Source organism: Erwinia sp. 9145 (genome assembly GCF_000745075.1).
In the GTDB taxonomy this organism is placed as follows: domain Bacteria; phylum Pseudomonadota; class Gammaproteobacteria; order Enterobacterales; family Enterobacteriaceae; genus Erwinia; species Erwinia oleae.
This window is the reverse complement of record NZ_JQNE01000001.1, coordinates 3,028,058-3,043,586: the sequence shown is the minus strand read 5'-3', so window position 1 is coordinate 3,043,586 and position 15,529 is coordinate 3,028,058. Positions and strand designations below refer to the sequence as shown.

Sequence of the window (15,529 nt, the reverse complement as noted above, 5' to 3'; positions counted from 1 at the left end):
CGCAGGATGCGGGATTTTACAGTGTCTTAACCTCATTCTGAGAACGAGAGAATGCCTGGCGGCGAGCGGCGTCCTGGTGCTCAATCATCCACCCTGGATAAAAAGGCGGCAGGGCGCTGATCGCATCCAGTCGGATCAGCTCCTCTGCTGTCAGAATGATACTTGCTGCGCCCAGGTTGTCCTCAAGCTGATCGATTCGCTTAACGCCGATAATGACGCTGGTGACGTATGGTCTGGCCAGTAACCAGGCAAGCGCTATGCGGCTGACCGATACGCCGTGTTGTTCTGCAATGGCGCGCATTTCGGCAACACATTGCCAGGCCAGATCGGGATCAACGGGTGGGAAATTGAATTTGCTACGGCGGGTATCGCCTTCCGGTGATGAATCGGGCCCGAATTTTCCTGAAAGTAATCCGCCGGCAAGTGGAGACCAGACAAGAAGACCCATATTTTCTTCACGGACCAGAGGTACCAACTCGCGCTCCACGTCACGACCAGCAATAGAGTAATACGCCTGTAGAGTCTCAAATCGTGTGGCGCATAACGCTTCACTCAGGCCCAGCGCCTTGCCGAGTTTCCCTGCGGACCAGTTCGACACGCCAACATAGCGGACCAGACCCTGTCGCGTCAGATCGTCAAGAGCACGTAACGTTTCCTCTACGGGCGTGATCGGATCGCTCGCATGAATCTGGTATAAATCAATATGATCGACCTGAAGTCTTTCCAGACTCCTCTGGACAGAATCCATAATATGACCACGTGATGCTCCCTGAGCGTTGGGGCCAGGCCCCATCACCCCGCCTGTTTTTGTGGCAAGAATAACGTCGCTGCGTGCAACGCCAAGCTCTTTTAGCGCAATTCCTGTAATACGTTCAGACTGACCGAAGGAATAAATATCGGCGGTATCGATAAAGTTAATTCCGCCGGTGAGCGCTCTCGCGACAAGCTGATTTGCTTCGTCCTGTTGTACTGCGCCTATGGAGGACCACATACCCGCATCCGCGTTGCCGCCCAACGTCATTGTGCCGAGGCACAATTCCGAAACAAACAAGCCTGTACGCCCAAGTTGCTTATATTTCATTTACTTCACCTTCCTCGTAAGCCGTGACGCCGGGTGCTGATTCAGGATTTGCACCGGGGGTTTTCAATGACTCTGTGGATGCACTGGGTGAAACTGTGCGGCAATTTTTGCAACACGTGCGCCATAAAGGCGGGCTGTTTCAAGATCCCCTGATGACATTTCTTCAGGAGAAGCATCGGCAGGGGTTTGTGCCATAGGACCGATATTTGAGCCCATTCGATTAAGGTCATCGCGTAATGAGGCCCTGGTATTCGAAGACTTAATGTCCATGTTGACCCAGATACCGCCGTGCTGACCGGCCAGCAAAAAGAAATAGGTCAGGGTATTCAGCTTGTCACCATTGATGCTTGCGCTGTTGGTAAAACCGCCGAAGATTTTGTTAACCCATTTCCCCTCAAACCAGGGTTTCGACGAGGCGTCGGCAAATTTTTTGAACTGCCAGCTCGGTCCACCCATATAGGTGGGCGAACCGAACAGAATCACGTCCGCCTCGCTGAGCTTTGTCCATTCGCCTTCAGCAATGTTTCCTTCGGGATCGATAGCGACCAGTGTGGCGCTGGCACCTTCAGCTACAGCGGACGCCATCCGTTCTGTATGCCCATAGCCAGAGTGGTAGACGACTACAGATTTAATCGTTGAAAGGTTTTGAGTCATGATAATTGCCTTCATCAAGTGCCTGCGTGGGATAACGCGGTGTGAAGACAGTCTATTAAGTATTAAAGTAGGTATAAATAATGTAAAAATTAACGCACTGTTATCCCGGTGATGAACAATGAAAAATCTTGAGGCACTGAATATTTTTGCGCGCGTGGCAGAAATGAAGAGCTTTACCCTGGCGGCTGAAAGCCTCGGTATTCAGAAAGGACGCGCCTCTGTGGTGGTGCGCGAGCTCGAACAGGATGTAGGCGCTACGCTTTTGCACCGAACCACTCGGAGCGTGCAGTTAACTGAAGATGGCCGCATTTTTTATTCGCGAGCCCGCGACCTGCTGGCCGAGGCAGAGGAACTTCGGTCAATGTTTTCTGCTGGCGGAATGTCACTTCGAGGGCGTTTACGTGTCGACATGCCGGCTATTCTGGCGCAAAGCGTCGTTATTCCTGCATTGACACAACTTCTGGATGATCACCCGGAATTTGAACTTGAGCTTTCAAGCACTGACCGCCGTGTTGATCTGGTTCTGGAAGGATTTGATTGCGTCATTCGTCTCGGTCCCCTTGTTGATGAAACCCTGATTGCCCGGCCGCTGGGACAATTACGGATGATCAATGCGGCAAGTCCTTGCTATCTGAAGCGCTTCGGTGTGCCACAGTCGATTGATGACCTTCTCAGTCAGGGACACAGGATGGTTCATTACATGCGGAATTTTGGTGCGAAACCTGATGGATGGGAATATCCGTCAGGTGAGGGTTACGAGTTTCTGATGTTACCTGGCACAATGACGGTCAATAGCGTACCGGCCTACCATGAAGCAGGGCTGGCAGGTTTGGGATTAATTCAGGGAGGTTATTCCGCACTCGTACCCCATATCAAACGTGGAACATTGGTTGAAGTCCTTCCCAACCTGCGGCCCAGGCCGCTCAATGCATCTTTCGTCGTCGCGCACCGGCGCAATCTGTCGCAACGAGTGAGGGCTTTTATGAGTTGGACGGAAGAAGTGTTGAAACCATATTTTGACTGAAGTCTGGAAAACGGAGCAGGTCAAAGTCAACGTGTTGACCTGCTCCGTTAATACGAACGGGTGTTTGCAACGGCCGCTTCTGGCGGTGAGTTCAACGGGTCGATGCTTACAAGTGTGACGTTGCCATACAACAGAGAAACGCACTTACTGCACTCAGATCATGAAGCGATTTTTTGGAACAGATAGCGGCCGGTTAGCGCTGTCATGTGTGCCACGTGATCATGCCGGACGCAGCACCCAAAAGTTATGCGGACGATCCCCTTTCTTGCGTTGTAAACCAATGCTTAACATCCAGGATGGCCCGGGCAAAAACGTCAGGTTGTTCCTGGGGAAAATTGTGGCCGCACGTGGCGCTGCGGTGTGAGTGCCTGCCGGCAAATAAACGCGCATGATGCGCGGTTCCATCCGGCTTTAGGGGATCGCGTGTGCTATCGAGGGTGACGGCAGGAATCGTAATGAGCGGACGTTGTGCCAGCTTGTTTTCCAGGGGTTGCAGGTCGGGTTCACCAGCCTCTGCCCCCGCCATCCATCGATAGCAGTGAATGACCACCTCGACAAAATCGGGATTGTCGAACGAGGCGGCAGAGCGGTCGTAGGTGCTGTCATCGAAGACCCATCCCGGTGACCAGTCGCGCCAGAGCAGGCGGCATAGCGCTTGCCGATTTTCATAGAGGCACTTACGTCCTCGTTCCGACTGGAAAAGATGCTGATACCAGCAGGTACGTTCAAGAGCTGGCGCCGCAGGCTGAAGCTGCTGCTGAACATCAATCACGTCATATCCGCCGTAGGAAACGAGCGCGCCGAAGCGATCCGGCCAGAGCGCTGCCGCAGCGCACGAAGCATTGCCGCCCCAGTCGAAGCCGGCCAGCACCGGCTGATGAAGGCCGAGCGCATCAGCAAGATGAACGATATCCAGCGCACGTGCGGCCTGCTGTCCGCTCCTGATGCATGCCGACGATTTGAACCGCGTTCCACCGAAACCGCGACACCACGGCCGGATCACGCGGGCACCTGCGGCAACGAGGGCCGGTACGACATCGTCGAACGCATGGACATCGTAGGGAAAACCGTGGGACAGGATGACTGGCCAGCCGGTATGTGCGCCATCGTCCAGATAAGCGATGTGAAGAGCGTCGGTTTCGATAATCTTCATGATGCGGACGCCGCGATCGTAGCGATAAAGCTGCGCAGGTCCGCCAGCATTGAGTGCGGCTCTTCAAGAGCCGCGAAATGTCCTCCTGACGGCATGTCGGTGTAACGCACGACGTTGTAAGTCTTCGCCAGAAATGAACGCGGAGCGGGAATAAACACAGGGTCAGGAAACGCTGCTACTGCCATTGGCACTTTGATACGCGTTCCTGCCGGAAAAAGGTTCGATTGTTCGAGCCGCATGCCCCGATAAATCCAGGTTGCTGTCGCCATTGCCGATGTGCCGACATAGAGCATGATGTTCGTGAGCAGTTGCTCTTCCGTATAGCGTGCCCAAAGATCAGGACTGCCGTCGGCCTGTTCAGGCAGGTCTGACCACATGCCGAATTTTTCGAGTATCCAGGCAGCAGCACCCGTCGGACTATCAGTCAGTGCCGCACCGAGGGTGTCGGGGCGGGTTTCCTGCTCCTGACTGTAAGCGCCTTCGCGACGAAGGTTGGCGTCACGCTGCGACAACCATTGTTTTTCCGCCTCAGACGTGGGCATGGCATCCTCAGCGAAAATGTATGCCATATTAACGTGAAAGCCCAACAGGGCGTCGGGGTTGTAGTAAGCCATCCAGCTTGCAATATGCGCCCCCCAGTCGCCGCCCTGGACGATATAGCGTTCATCGCCGAACAGCTGAACCATGAGGGAGTGCATGATGCCGGCCGCCCGTGCCGGGCCGATAATGCTCGTGACAGGGTTCGAAAAGGCAAATCCCGGCAGCGAGGGTACGACGATATCGTGACCATCCGCAGCCAGGGGCTCGAGGAGTTGCCCGAACTCGATGAACGATCCTGGCCAGCCATGCAGCAGCATTAATGGCGGCTTCGAACCATCCCCTTTGATGTGGATAAAATGGACAGGCTGATTTTCTACCGTGGTCAGATAATGCGGCAGTTCGTTCAGTCTGCGCTCCGTAGCCCGCCAGTCGAAACGATCTCGCCAGTATTCAACCAGCCGCTTCAGGTCGGCTTTACCGACCCCGTGATCCCATCCATGGTCATCGGGTAGATTACTCCAGTCGAAGTCAGCGATCTTGCGTTGCAGGTTTGCTAAAACATTCTCCGACAGACAAATTTCGTAGCGTTTCATGCTTACCTCGCTGTGATGATACGCAATGGTGTAAAACATAGCATACGTCATCGCGCTTTTTGCGGCGCAGAAGGAACGGTTAAATTCAATGTTTTAAAAGGCAATCAGTCGCGTTTCCTCTGATCGAGCAGGCGACTTGATGAAGAGAACGCTCAAACGCCGCTTCTGGTAGCTGGCAGGGAGCACATTGCTCAGTAATTAAAAACCATTAATATCAAAGGAATGTTGATATTTTTATAAGACAAACTGTATTCACTTTATCATTCAGTCACCGTCAGCGTTATCCCCTTTCCGGCTCAAGTTCCCGCAAGGGAAGCGAGCAGAGTGGGCATGGATGTGGTTAATCTTACGCCTTTGAATAAGAAGAATTTTCTTCTGCATCCGCCAATTCCATCTTCACCGGCGCGAGTTTTACGTCACGTGCCTGAGGCTTCAGAACCAAACATCTCTTTCCGCAACAGCACAATCTCTTCCGCCAGATCGCGGCAGAGCATCGCGTTCATAAGATGATCCTGCGCGTGCACCAGGATCAGCGTCACCGGCACTTTCCCGCAGCCCTCATCGGCTCCGATTAGCTGTGTCTGAATGTGATGCGCCCCTTTCGATGCGTCAAGCGAGGCGGCCAACGCCTCATCGGCCTGAGCCCACTGACGCTTGCGGGCAAACTGGATCGCGCTCATTGCATGAGAACGTGCTTCGCCTGCGCTGATTAACAGCTCCATCATGGTTTGCTCAAAATCCATAGTGCCTCCGGTTATTGGTATGCCAAATTTTGCTTAATTATCCTATCGGAATACCAATAATCACTTCTGCGAGTTGAATCACAGAAAATTAAGAGGGTTTGTTTACTTTTGGTATGCCAAGAGAACGGAATTTCACCAGGGCAATAAAAATACCGGAACGACTGACCACTTACTTCTGAGGTATGACGCATGTCTCTACAGGATCGGCTTATCGACTCACTGGGAAGCTTCGCCACCAAATTCAACAGCTATCGCTACATCATGGCGATCAAAGCCTCGTTCATCACGCTGATGCCGGTGATAATCGTGGGTGCCTTCTCGGTGCTCATTTCCAATATGGTGCTGGATGCTAAAAACGGCCTGGCAAGCTTTCAGGCGCTGGCATTCCTTGCTGAACTCAAACCCATCACCACCAGCATCAACTACGCCACGCTCAGCTTTCTGAATATCGGCGCGGTGTTTTTGATTGGTATTGAGCTGGGAAAAATCAACGGCATCAAAACGCTGTTCCCCGGCCTGCTGGCGATTATCTGTTTCATTGCCGTGACGCCTACCACCATCACCATGCTGGTTGATGGGCAGATGCACGAGGTTACCGACGTGCTGGCGAAACAGTTTTCCGATACCAAGAGCCTGTTTCTCGGCATGTTTATCGCTATTTTATCGGTCGAAATCTACTGCCGGCTGGAGAACGTCGAGCGGCTGAAAATCAAAATGCCGGATACCGTTCCGCCAAATGTCGCGGCCTCGTTCTCGGCGCTGATCCCGGCCATTATCACCGTTTCGGCTATCGCCACGCTCGGCTTCATCTTTCATCGCGTGACCGGCATGTATCTCTATGACGCCGTCTATCGCGTGGTGCAGCAGCCGCTGGAGTCGGTGGTACAGAGCCTCTGGGGTATCCTGCTGCTGATGTTCGTCGCCCAGCTCTTCTGGGTGATCGGCATTCACGGCAACCAGATGGTGAAACCGATTCGCGAGCCGCTGCTGCTGGGCGCGATCCTCGTCAATATGAACGCGTTCGAGCAGGGCAAAGAGGTGCCGAATATCATCACCATGCCGTTCTGGGACGTCTATATGAGCATCGGCGGCTCCGGTCTGACCATCGGCCTGCTCAGCGCAGTGATGCTGGCGACCAAACGTAAAGAGATGCGCGAAATCGCCAAGCTCTCATTCGGCCCCGGCCTGTTCAACATCAACGAACCGGTGATTTTCGGTATGCCGATCATGCTGAACCCGATTCTGGCTATTCCTTTCATTATTACGCCACTGATCACCGGATCGATAGGCTACTTCGCCACGGTGACCGGCTTCGCCGGCAAAGCGGTGGTGATGGTGCCCTGGACCACGCCGCCGATCATCAATGCCTGGCTGTCCACCGCCGGATCGATGGGCGCGGTGATCACGCAGATCGTCTGCATCCTTGTTTCCGTGCTGGTTTACCTGCCGTTTGTGAAAATTGCTGCGCGCCGGGCCGAGGCGGCGGAAGCAAAAGCCATGCAGCCTGAAATCGTTAACTAAGGAGAAGAAATGAGCAAGGTCACCGTCACTATTCCTGACGACTTTATACTCGGTGCCGCCGCATCCGCCTGGCAAACAGAGGGCTGGAGCGGCAAAAAGCCGGGGCAGGACTCTTATCTTGATGCCTGGTACAAAAACGACCGCCACGTCTGGCACAACGGCTACGGCCCGGCGGGCGCCACTGACTTTATCAACCGCTTTCGGGAAGACGTCGCGCTGATGAAAGCCGCCGGACTGACCCACTATCGCACCTCGATTAACTGGTCGCGCTTCCTCACCGATTACGAAAACGCGGTGGTGGACGAAGAGTATGCGGCTTATTACGACAGCCTGATCGAGGAGCTGCATGCGAATGGCATTGAGCCGATGTTCTGCCTGGAACACTACGAACTGCCTGCCGCATTATTGCAGCAGTACGGCGGCTGGGGGTCTAAAAAAGTGGTTGAGCTCTACGTGCGCTACGCGGAAAAAGCGTTCGCGCGTTTTGCGGGCAAAGTGACGCGCTGGTTCACCTTCAACGAACCGATCGTGGTGCAAACCCGCGTCTATCTTGACGCGCTGCGCTGGCCTTACGAGCAGAACACCGGCAAGTGGATGCAGTGGAATCACCACAAAAATCTCGCCACGGCAAAAGTCATTAAGCTGTTCCGGGAAAAAGGCTATCAGGGCACGGTCGGCACCATTCTTAATCCGGAGGTGACTTACCCACGCTCGACGGCGCCGCATGATGTGAAGGCGGCAGAGATTTACGATCTGTTCTTCAATCGCGTCTTTCTCGATCCGGCGATCAAAGGTGAATATCCGACAAAATTGCTGGCGCTGCTGGCTACGCATCATGTGAACTGGGATTACACCGAAGAAGAGATGCGGCTGATTGCAGAGCACCGTGTCGATGAGGTGGGTATCAACCTTTATTATCCGCATCGGGTAAAAGCACCGTCACGCGCCTGGCACCCGGAAACGCCGTTCCATCCCGCTTACTACTATGAACATTTTGAACTGCCGGGCCGCCGGATGAACAAATCGCGCGGCTGGGAGATCCAGCCGCAGATCATCTATGACATGGCGATGCGAATGAAAAACGACTACGGCAACGTGCCGTGGTTTATTGCCGAAAACGGCATGGGCATTGAAAACGAAGCGCAGTTTAAAAATGCTGACGGAGAGATCCAGGACGACTACCGAATCGACTTCATCGGCGAACATCTTTATCAGGCGTTGAAAGCGCGCGAAGCGGGCGCTAACTGCCAGGGCTACATGCTGTGGGCTTTTACCGATAACGTTTCGCCGATGAACGCCTTCAAAAATCGCTACGGACTGATTGAAATCGACCTGGAAAACCAGCGCGCGCGGCGAATGAAAAAATCTGCGCGCTGGTATCGCACGCTGCGCGATGCGCGCCAGCTTACCCTCAGCCTTGATGATGAAATGAAATAGGGATCGACAATGAAAAGAATCGTACTGGCCTGCGCGGCAGGCATGTCCACCTCGATGGTGGTTTCACGCATGGAAAAAGAGGCGGCGAGCCGTGGCGTTGACTATAAAATTTACGCCATTCCGGAGCAGAATCTGCGTGATGAACTGCAAAATTACGGCGGCGATATTATTGTCGTGCTGCTCGGCCCGCAGGTGCGCTTTAAGCTGGAGGAGAACCGCAAGCTCACCGACGGCTATCACATCCCGATCGCGGTGATTGATTCCGTCGCTTATGGCACGCTGAACGGCGCAAAAGTACTCGATCAGGCGCTGGCTTTGGTAGACTGGAACGATTAACTCGCCCGGCGTTCGCCAAATGACGCGAACGCCGCGGGTGATCATCGTCAATAAGCTAAAGGTGAATGAGTGGAAAAGGGCGCGCCGGGGCAAGAGAAAAAACAGTATCAGGAAATCGGCCAGCATTTGCGCCAGCAAATTATTGACGGCCACTATGCAGTGGGATCGCGGCTGCCGCCCGAACGGAATATTGCGGAAACCTGGGGCGTCAGCCGCACCATCGTACGTGAAGCGCTGTTGATGCTTGAGCTGGAAGGCACGGTAGATATCCGCCAGAGCTCCGGCGTCTACGTGATGCGTATTCCTTCTGAAAGCAGCGATGAAGAAGAAGCGTTTTTCCGCAGCGACGTCGGTCCGTTTGAAATGCTTCAGGCGCGCCAGCTGCTGGAAAGCAACATCGCGGCGTTTGCCGCGAAAATGGCGACCAAAGCCGATATCGAAAACCTGAAGCGCATTCTGGAGCAGGAGCAGAAGGCGATAGCGATCAACGATAACAGCCAGGACAACGACAAAATGTTCCACCTGCTGTTGGCGGGCGCCACGCAGAATCAGATGCTGCTGGATACCGTCACCAGCATCTGGCGTCATCATGAAAACAGCCCGCTGTGGCGTCAGCTACGCAGCCATATCGAAACACGCAGCTATCGACTGAAATGGCTGGGCGATCACCAGACCATTCTCGCCGCGCTGCGTCGCCGCGACGTGATGGGATCGTGGCAGGCGATGTGGCAACATCTCGAAAACGTAAAGCACTCGCTGCTGGAGCTTTCCGATTCGGACGCGCCTGATTTTGACGGCTACCTGTTTGAATCGGTACCGATTTTTCAGGGCAAGCTGGTTTAGGGGGGCGAACCGACGGAATGGCGGCGCACCAGCGTCGGACTGAACATGGTGGTGACGTCCGGGCGCGGCTGATTATTGGCTAACGCCAGCGCCAGTTCTGCCGCCTGCTGCGCCATGGTCACGATCGGGTAACGCACCGTGGTCAGACGCGGACGCACGTAGCGCGACACCAGCACATCATCAAAGCCAATCAACGACATCTCTTCCGGCACGCGCACGCCGTTATCGCTCAGCACTGCCAGCGCGCCCGCCGCCATTGAGTCGTTATAGCAGGCCACGGCGGTAAACGGTTTGCCACGACCAAGCAGCTCGGTCATCGCATGCTCGCCGCCCACTTCATCCGGTTCGCCCAGCGCCACCAGACGATCGTTGCAGGGCAGGTCGTGCTCTTTTAGCGCGTCGTAATAGCCTTGCAGGCGATCTTCCGCATCGGAAATGGAGTGATTCGAGCAGATCCATGCAATGTTCTGGTGTCCCTGCTGAACCAGATGGCGGGTTGCCAGCCAGGCGCCGTAGCGATCGTCCAGCGCGATGCAGCGCTGCTCAAAGCCGGGCAGGGCGCGGTTAATCAACACCATGCCGGGGATCTGCTGCATCAGCGGCACCAGTTCGGCATCGGGGATCTTTTTGGCGTGCACCACCAGCGCACCGCAGCGGTGGCGGATTAGCTGTTCAATGGCCTGGCGCTCTTTCTGCTCATTATGATAACCATTGCCAATCAGCAGAAAGTTACCGGTTTGATAAGCCACCTCTTCCACGGCTTTCACCATCGCGCCAAAAAAAGGATCGGAAACGTCGCCAACCACTAATCCCATGGTTTCGGTGGACTGCTGTGCAAGCGCGCGCGCGTTGGCATTGGGATGATACTGAAGCTCCAGCATGGCGCTGGTCACCGCCAGTCGCGAACTTTCGCTCGCTTTCGGCGAGTGGTTAATAACGCGGGAGACCGTCGCGACGGAAACGCCCGCAAGTCTGGCAACATCCTTAATGGTAGCCATTGGCCTTCCTGGGTAAGCGGTTACATTAAGATAAGTGTTGCGGAAATCCCCTGTCACTTCAAGCACGCAGAATGCCAGCGCGGTCGCAAAGCCTGACAATTCAGCCAACGTGCTATTGAGCGTAAATTGGCGACAGATGTTTCAGTAGTGTGAAAATGCTATGCTGACGTCAGAAAAAAATCGCCTGCCGGAATGCGTCATGACCATCAAAAAAGTGCCACATCTTGCCCACTGGGGCGCCTTTAACGCCATTGTTGAAGACGGAAGGCTTCTGCGCTGCGAACCTTTCTTCGCTGACGGCGACCCGTCACCCATGCTGAAAACCATTCCCGAACTGGTTTATTCCGACCGGCGCATTCGTCGACCAATGGTACGCCGTTCGTGGCTCCGCTCGCGGGAAAACAGCGATCGCACCCTGCGCGGTCGGGAAGATTTTATTGAGGTGGACTGGGAAACGGCGCTGGATCTGGTTGCCGACGAGAACCGCCGGGTGCGCGCGCGTTACGGTGCGGAGGGCATTTTCAACGGCTCTTACGGCTGGTCATCGGCGGGCCGCGTCAATCACGCACGCACGCTGGTTCGCCGTTTTTACTTTACCGGCGGCGGCGGTATCGATCAGCAGGGCAACTACAGCTGGGGCGCGGCACAGTTCTTTCTGCCTTACGTTATCGGCACCTACATGCCGCTGACCGGGCGGGTTACCGACTGGCCGGACGTCATTGAGCACAGCGAAATCTTCATCGCGTTCGGCGGGCTGGCGCTGAAAAATGGTCAGGTGGCGTCCGGCGGCGCAGGCCAGCACAGTCTGAAACCGGCGCTGCTGGCACTGGCAGCAAAAGGCACGCCGGTCATTAACATCAGCCCGATGCGCGACGACTGCCCGGCATTTGTTAATGCCGAATGGATACCCATTCGCCCTAATACCGACGTGGCGCTGATGCTGGCGCTCGGCTTTGAAATTGAACGCCTGAACGCGGTGGATAACGCTTTTCTCTCGCGCTACTGCGTTGGCTATCCGCAGCTTCGCGACTATCTGCTGGGGAAAAACGACGATACGCCAAAAACGCCGCAGTGGGCGAGCGAGATCACCGGCATTCCCGCGCAGCGCATTGAACGCCTGGCAAAACAGCTGATCGGCAAACGCAGCTTTATCACCTGTTCCTATTCGGTACAGCGCGCGCATCGCGGCGAGCAGCCCTACTGGATGATGATTGCGCTCTCGTCGATGCTCGGCCAGCCGGGCCTGCCGGGCGCCGGTTTCTCCTTTGGTCACGGTTCGATGAACAGCGTGGGCAACCCGCGCGTGGAAGGCCCGGCACCGCTGATGTCAACCGGCGTCAATCCGATTGCCGATCGGGCGATCCCGGTGGCGCGCATCTGCGATATGCTGCTGCATCCGGGCGAACCTTACACCTTTCAGGGGCAGACGCACGCCTACCCGGACATTCACCTGATGCACTGGGCGGGCGGCAATCCTTTCCATCACCATCAGCAGCTTAACCGGCTGGTGGCGGGCTGGCAGCGTCCTGACACGGTGATCGTGCAGGATATCGTCTGGACGCCAGCGGCGCAGATGGCGGACATCGTACTGCCGGTCACCACCACGCTGGAGCGCAATGATATCGGCGGCTCCTCGCGCGATCGCTTCGTGCTGGCTATGCATCAGGCGATTAAACCGCAGCATCAGGCGCGCAACGACTTCGATATTTTTGCCGATCTTGCTGAGCGCCTTGGCTATCGCGACGTCTTCACTGAAAACCGCAACGAAGCGCAGTGGATCGAACATCTTTACCAGCAGTGCGCGGCGGCCCACCAGCGGCGCGGCATGGAATGGCCGGATTTCAACACCTTCTGGACGCGTGGCTACGTTGAGGTGCCCGAAGGGGAAAAACCCTTTATTTATATGGCGGATTTTCGTCAGGACCCGGAAGCGAACCCCATCAATACCGCCAGCGGAAAAATCGAGCTGTTCAGCGAGACGCTTGCAGGCTTCGGGCTGCCCGATTTTGCGCCGCATCCTGAATGGCGGCCGCCGCAGGAGTGGCTGGGCAATGCGCTGAGCCAGCGCTTTCCGCTGCATATGATCTCTATTCAGCCAGCGGATCGCCTGCACAGTCAGATGGACGCCACGCCGTCGGTGCAGGCCAATAAAACCGCCGGTCACGAAACGCTGTGGATGCATCCGGACGATGCCGCGTCGCGCGGTATCAACGAGGGCGATGAGATTGAAGTGAGCAACGATCGTGGCCGCATGCTGGCCGGCGCGCGGCTCAGTGACGGCGTCAGCCGCAGCGTGGTGCTGATCTCCACCGGCGCCTGGTTCGATCCCGGCTTTGGCAAGGCGTGGCTGCCGTGGGATCGTGCCGGTAATCCCAACGTGTTAACGCTGGACATCGGCACGTCATCCCTGACTCAGGGGCCAAACGCCATGAGCTGCCTGGTGGAGATCAAAAAGGCGAAAGATTGCAAAAAAGTTTAAAAATCACATGCCTGGTTACATTTTGCGGGTAACTGTTGCGAATCGGCGCTGGCGAGTCGGCCCGTCAGATTGCTACAGTTTACGTCCCAGAGGTATTGATGGGTGAACATCAAATAGTCTTCATTTTGTTTCACCGACCTGCGCAGATGCGCAGGTTTTTTTTATCTCAATACCGTGCTGGTTACTATTTCCTGTTCTCCGGCAATTTTGATCACTTCAGGCACAAGCAGCATGTCCCGCACACAAAAAACATCAAGGGATGCGGCAAAAGCGCCGTTCCAACCCGTTCGCTTCCGCCTGATCTGCTTAGGCGTATTAAGTTGTCTGGTACTGCTGCTGGCGCGCGTGGCGGATCTGCAATTGATCGATCGCCCGATGCTGGAAAAACAGGCCGATCAGCGCTCTCTGCGTACCGTTTCCATTCCCACCAACCGCGGTACGCTGCTGGATCGCAACGGCGAGGCGCTGGCGCTCAGCGTGCCGTCGCGCGATATCATTGCCGATCCGCTACGCGTGCTGGAAGCGCACCCGGATTTTACCAGCGCAAAGTGGCAGTATCTGGCCAACGTGCTGGATCAGCGCCCTGAACAAATCGCCAGCCAAATCAGCGCCAACCCGCACCGCCGTTTTCTCTATCTGGGACGGAAAATCGAGTTAGGCATGGCGAAAGATATTGCCAAACTGCACCTCGCGGGGATCTCAACGGTTTATAACGACAGCCGTTTCTACCCGATGGGCGAAGCCACCGCGCCGCTGCTGGGCATCGTTGGTGCGGACAATAACGGGCTGAACGGGCTGGAGAAGGGCTTTGATAAAGTATTGCAGGGCACGCCGGGCGAAGAGAAATACCGGCAGGATGCCAACGGCAATATTGTGTCGATGCTCAGCTATGAGCCGCCGCGCCAGCCGCCGACGGTGCAGCTCAGCATCGATAAATTCGATCAGTACACGCTCTACACTAAACTGCGCGATGGCGTACTGCTGAACAAAGCGGACTCCGGCGCGGCGGTGTTGATCAAAGTGGATACCGGCGAAATCTTAGGCATGGCCTCCTATCCCTCGTTTAACCCGAACAACTTCGTTAACGTCGCGCCGAATCAGATGCGCAACGCGGCGATCAACGACAGTTATGAGCCGGGATCGACGGTAAAACCGCTGGTAGTAATGGAAGGGATGGCGCGCGGCCTGGTGCGGCCCGATTCGGTGCTGGATACCACGCCCTATCGCGTGAATGGCCATCTGATCCGCGACGTAGGCCACTGGTCGCGCCTGACCATGACCGGTATTCTGCAAAAATCGAGTGACATCGGCGTCTCCCATATCGCGCTGGCGATGCCCGCCGAAGTGCTGGTGAACACCTATCGCGCCTTCGGCCTCGGCAAGCCAACCGGCCTGGGACTGACAGGCGAAAGCGTCGGCTACTTTCCGCTGCATCGTCAGCGCTGGGCGGATATCGAGCGCGCCACCTTTTCGTTCGGTTACGGGCTGCGCGTCACGCCGCTGCAAATCGCCCGTGAATATGCCACGCTGGGCGCTTACGGTCTTTACCGGCCGCTGTCGATCACTCGCGTCACGCCGCCGGTGCTGGGCACGCGGGTCGCCAATGCGGATACGGTACGCGCGGTGGTGCATATGATGGAGAGCGACGCGCTGCCGGGCGGCAGCGGCGTGCGCGCTGCGGTGCCGGGCTACCGGTTGGCGATCAAAACCGGCACGGCGGAAAAAATGGGCGCCAGCGGCAAATACGACGGCGGTTATATCAACTACACCGCTGGCGTGGCGCCCGCCAGCGATCCGCAGGTGGCGCTGGTGATTATGATCAACCATCCGACCGCCGGTGACCACTTCGGCGGCTCGGTGGCCGCGCCGGTGTTTGGCAATATTATTGGGCCGGTGCTGAAGCATATGAACATCGTGCCGGACGCCATTTACACCACACATAGCGGTTAATACCACGCGCCGCCGCCGCTTTACGCTGGCGTCGGCGCGTCACAACTCTCCGTTTTTACTTTCGAAATCCTTACGCTCTGCGCATGGAATCCCTTAGCGTGTCCGCGCATAATAGCGGCTGATTTTTAATCGGCTGGTTCTGCTCGCCATTCCTGATTTTTGCTTCATTTGACCTGA

13 protein-coding genes are annotated in these 15,529 nt (G+C 55.9%); 7 read left to right on the top strand and 6 right to left on the bottom strand.

What is annotated here, in order from left to right:
* Nucleotides 1-16 precede the first annotated feature (16 nt).
* Together FA91_RS14410 and FA91_RS14405 are read right to left on the bottom strand one after the other, a co-directional pair.
* Complete coding sequence (locus tag FA91_RS14410) at nucleotides 17-1,081, bottom strand: aldo/keto reductase (protein ID WP_034916732.1); 1,065 nt, start codon at nucleotides 1,079-1,081, stop codon at nucleotides 17-19.
* Nucleotides 1,082-1,144: 63 nt separating this feature from the next.
* Nucleotides 1,145-1,735 (bottom strand): flavodoxin family protein, encoded by a 591-nt coding sequence (locus tag FA91_RS14405; protein ID WP_034919358.1) that lies wholly within the window; start codon nucleotides 1,733-1,735, stop codon nucleotides 1,145-1,147.
* A 118-nt stretch (nucleotides 1,736-1,853) separates the two neighbouring features.
* Between FA91_RS14405 and FA91_RS14400 the strand changes: the two genes are divergently transcribed.
* Nucleotides 1,854-2,759, top strand: a complete 906-nt coding sequence (locus FA91_RS14400; protein ID WP_034916730.1) for a LysR family transcriptional regulator — start codon at nucleotides 1,854-1,856, stop codon at nucleotides 2,757-2,759.
* Nucleotides 2,760-3,003: 244 nt separating this feature from the next.
* Here FA91_RS14400 and FA91_RS14395 read toward each other — a convergent pair whose 3' ends face one another.
* The 3 genes from FA91_RS14395 to FA91_RS14385 all read right to left on the bottom strand — a co-directional run bounded on the left by FA91_RS14395 (nucleotide 3,004) and on the right by FA91_RS14385 (nucleotide 5,788).
* Entirely contained in the window at nucleotides 3,004-3,912 is a 909-nt protein-coding gene (locus FA91_RS14395; protein ID WP_034916729.1) for an alpha/beta hydrolase, read from the bottom strand.
* Nucleotides 3,909-5,045 (bottom strand): epoxide hydrolase, encoded by a 1,137-nt coding sequence (locus FA91_RS14390; protein WP_034919355.1) that lies wholly within the window; start codon nucleotides 5,043-5,045, stop codon nucleotides 3,909-3,911. The genes FA91_RS14395 and FA91_RS14390 overlap by 4 nt, the downstream gene beginning before the upstream one ends.
* A gap of 416 nt (nucleotides 5,046-5,461) precedes the next feature.
* Nucleotides 5,462-5,788, bottom strand: coding sequence for a PTS lactose/cellobiose transporter subunit IIA (locus FA91_RS14385; RefSeq protein WP_034916726.1), 327 nt, complete (start codon nucleotides 5,786-5,788; stop codon nucleotides 5,462-5,464).
* A 189-nt stretch (nucleotides 5,789-5,977) separates the two neighbouring features.
* Here FA91_RS14385 and FA91_RS14380 point away from each other — a divergent pair, with 189 nt between their 5' ends.
* The 4 genes from FA91_RS14380 (at nucleotide 5,978) to FA91_RS14365 (ending at nucleotide 9,925) form a co-directional block, all read left to right on the top strand.
* Nucleotides 5,978-7,309 (top strand): PTS transporter subunit EIIC, encoded by a 1,332-nt coding sequence (locus tag FA91_RS14380; RefSeq protein ID WP_034916724.1) that lies wholly within the window; start codon nucleotides 5,978-5,980, stop codon nucleotides 7,307-7,309.
* A gap of 9 nt (nucleotides 7,310-7,318) precedes the next feature.
* Complete coding sequence (locus FA91_RS14375) at nucleotides 7,319-8,746, top strand: glycoside hydrolase family 1 protein (protein WP_034916722.1); 1,428 nt, start codon at nucleotides 7,319-7,321, stop codon at nucleotides 8,744-8,746.
* 9 nt (nucleotides 8,747-8,755) lie between these two features.
* A complete protein-coding gene (locus FA91_RS14370) occupies nucleotides 8,756-9,082 on the top strand; it encodes a PTS sugar transporter subunit IIB (protein WP_034916720.1) in 327 nt (108 codons plus the stop codon).
* A 69-nt stretch (nucleotides 9,083-9,151) separates the two neighbouring features.
* Entirely contained in the window at nucleotides 9,152-9,925 is a 774-nt protein-coding gene (locus FA91_RS14365) for an FCD domain-containing protein (RefSeq protein WP_034916718.1), read from the top strand.
* Here FA91_RS14365 and galR read toward each other — a convergent pair.
* Entirely contained in the window at nucleotides 9,922-10,923 is a 1,002-nt protein-coding gene (galR, locus tag FA91_RS14360; RefSeq protein WP_034916716.1) for an HTH-type transcriptional regulator GalR, read from the bottom strand. The two genes, FA91_RS14365 and galR, sit on opposite strands and share 4 nt — an antisense overlap.
* A 199-nt stretch (nucleotides 10,924-11,122) precedes the next feature.
* On the opposite strand from galR, the gene FA91_RS14355 reads away from it, so the two are divergent.
* Complete coding sequence (locus tag FA91_RS14355) at nucleotides 11,123-13,402, top strand: molybdopterin guanine dinucleotide-containing S/N-oxide reductase (protein WP_034919354.1); 2,280 nt, start codon at nucleotides 11,123-11,125, stop codon at nucleotides 13,400-13,402.
* Between the two features lie 231 nt (nucleotides 13,403-13,633).
* Entirely contained in the window at nucleotides 13,634-15,352 is a 1,719-nt protein-coding gene (locus FA91_RS14350; protein ID WP_034916714.1) for a penicillin-binding transpeptidase domain-containing protein, read from the top strand.
* Nucleotides 15,353-15,529: the final 177 nt, after the last annotated feature.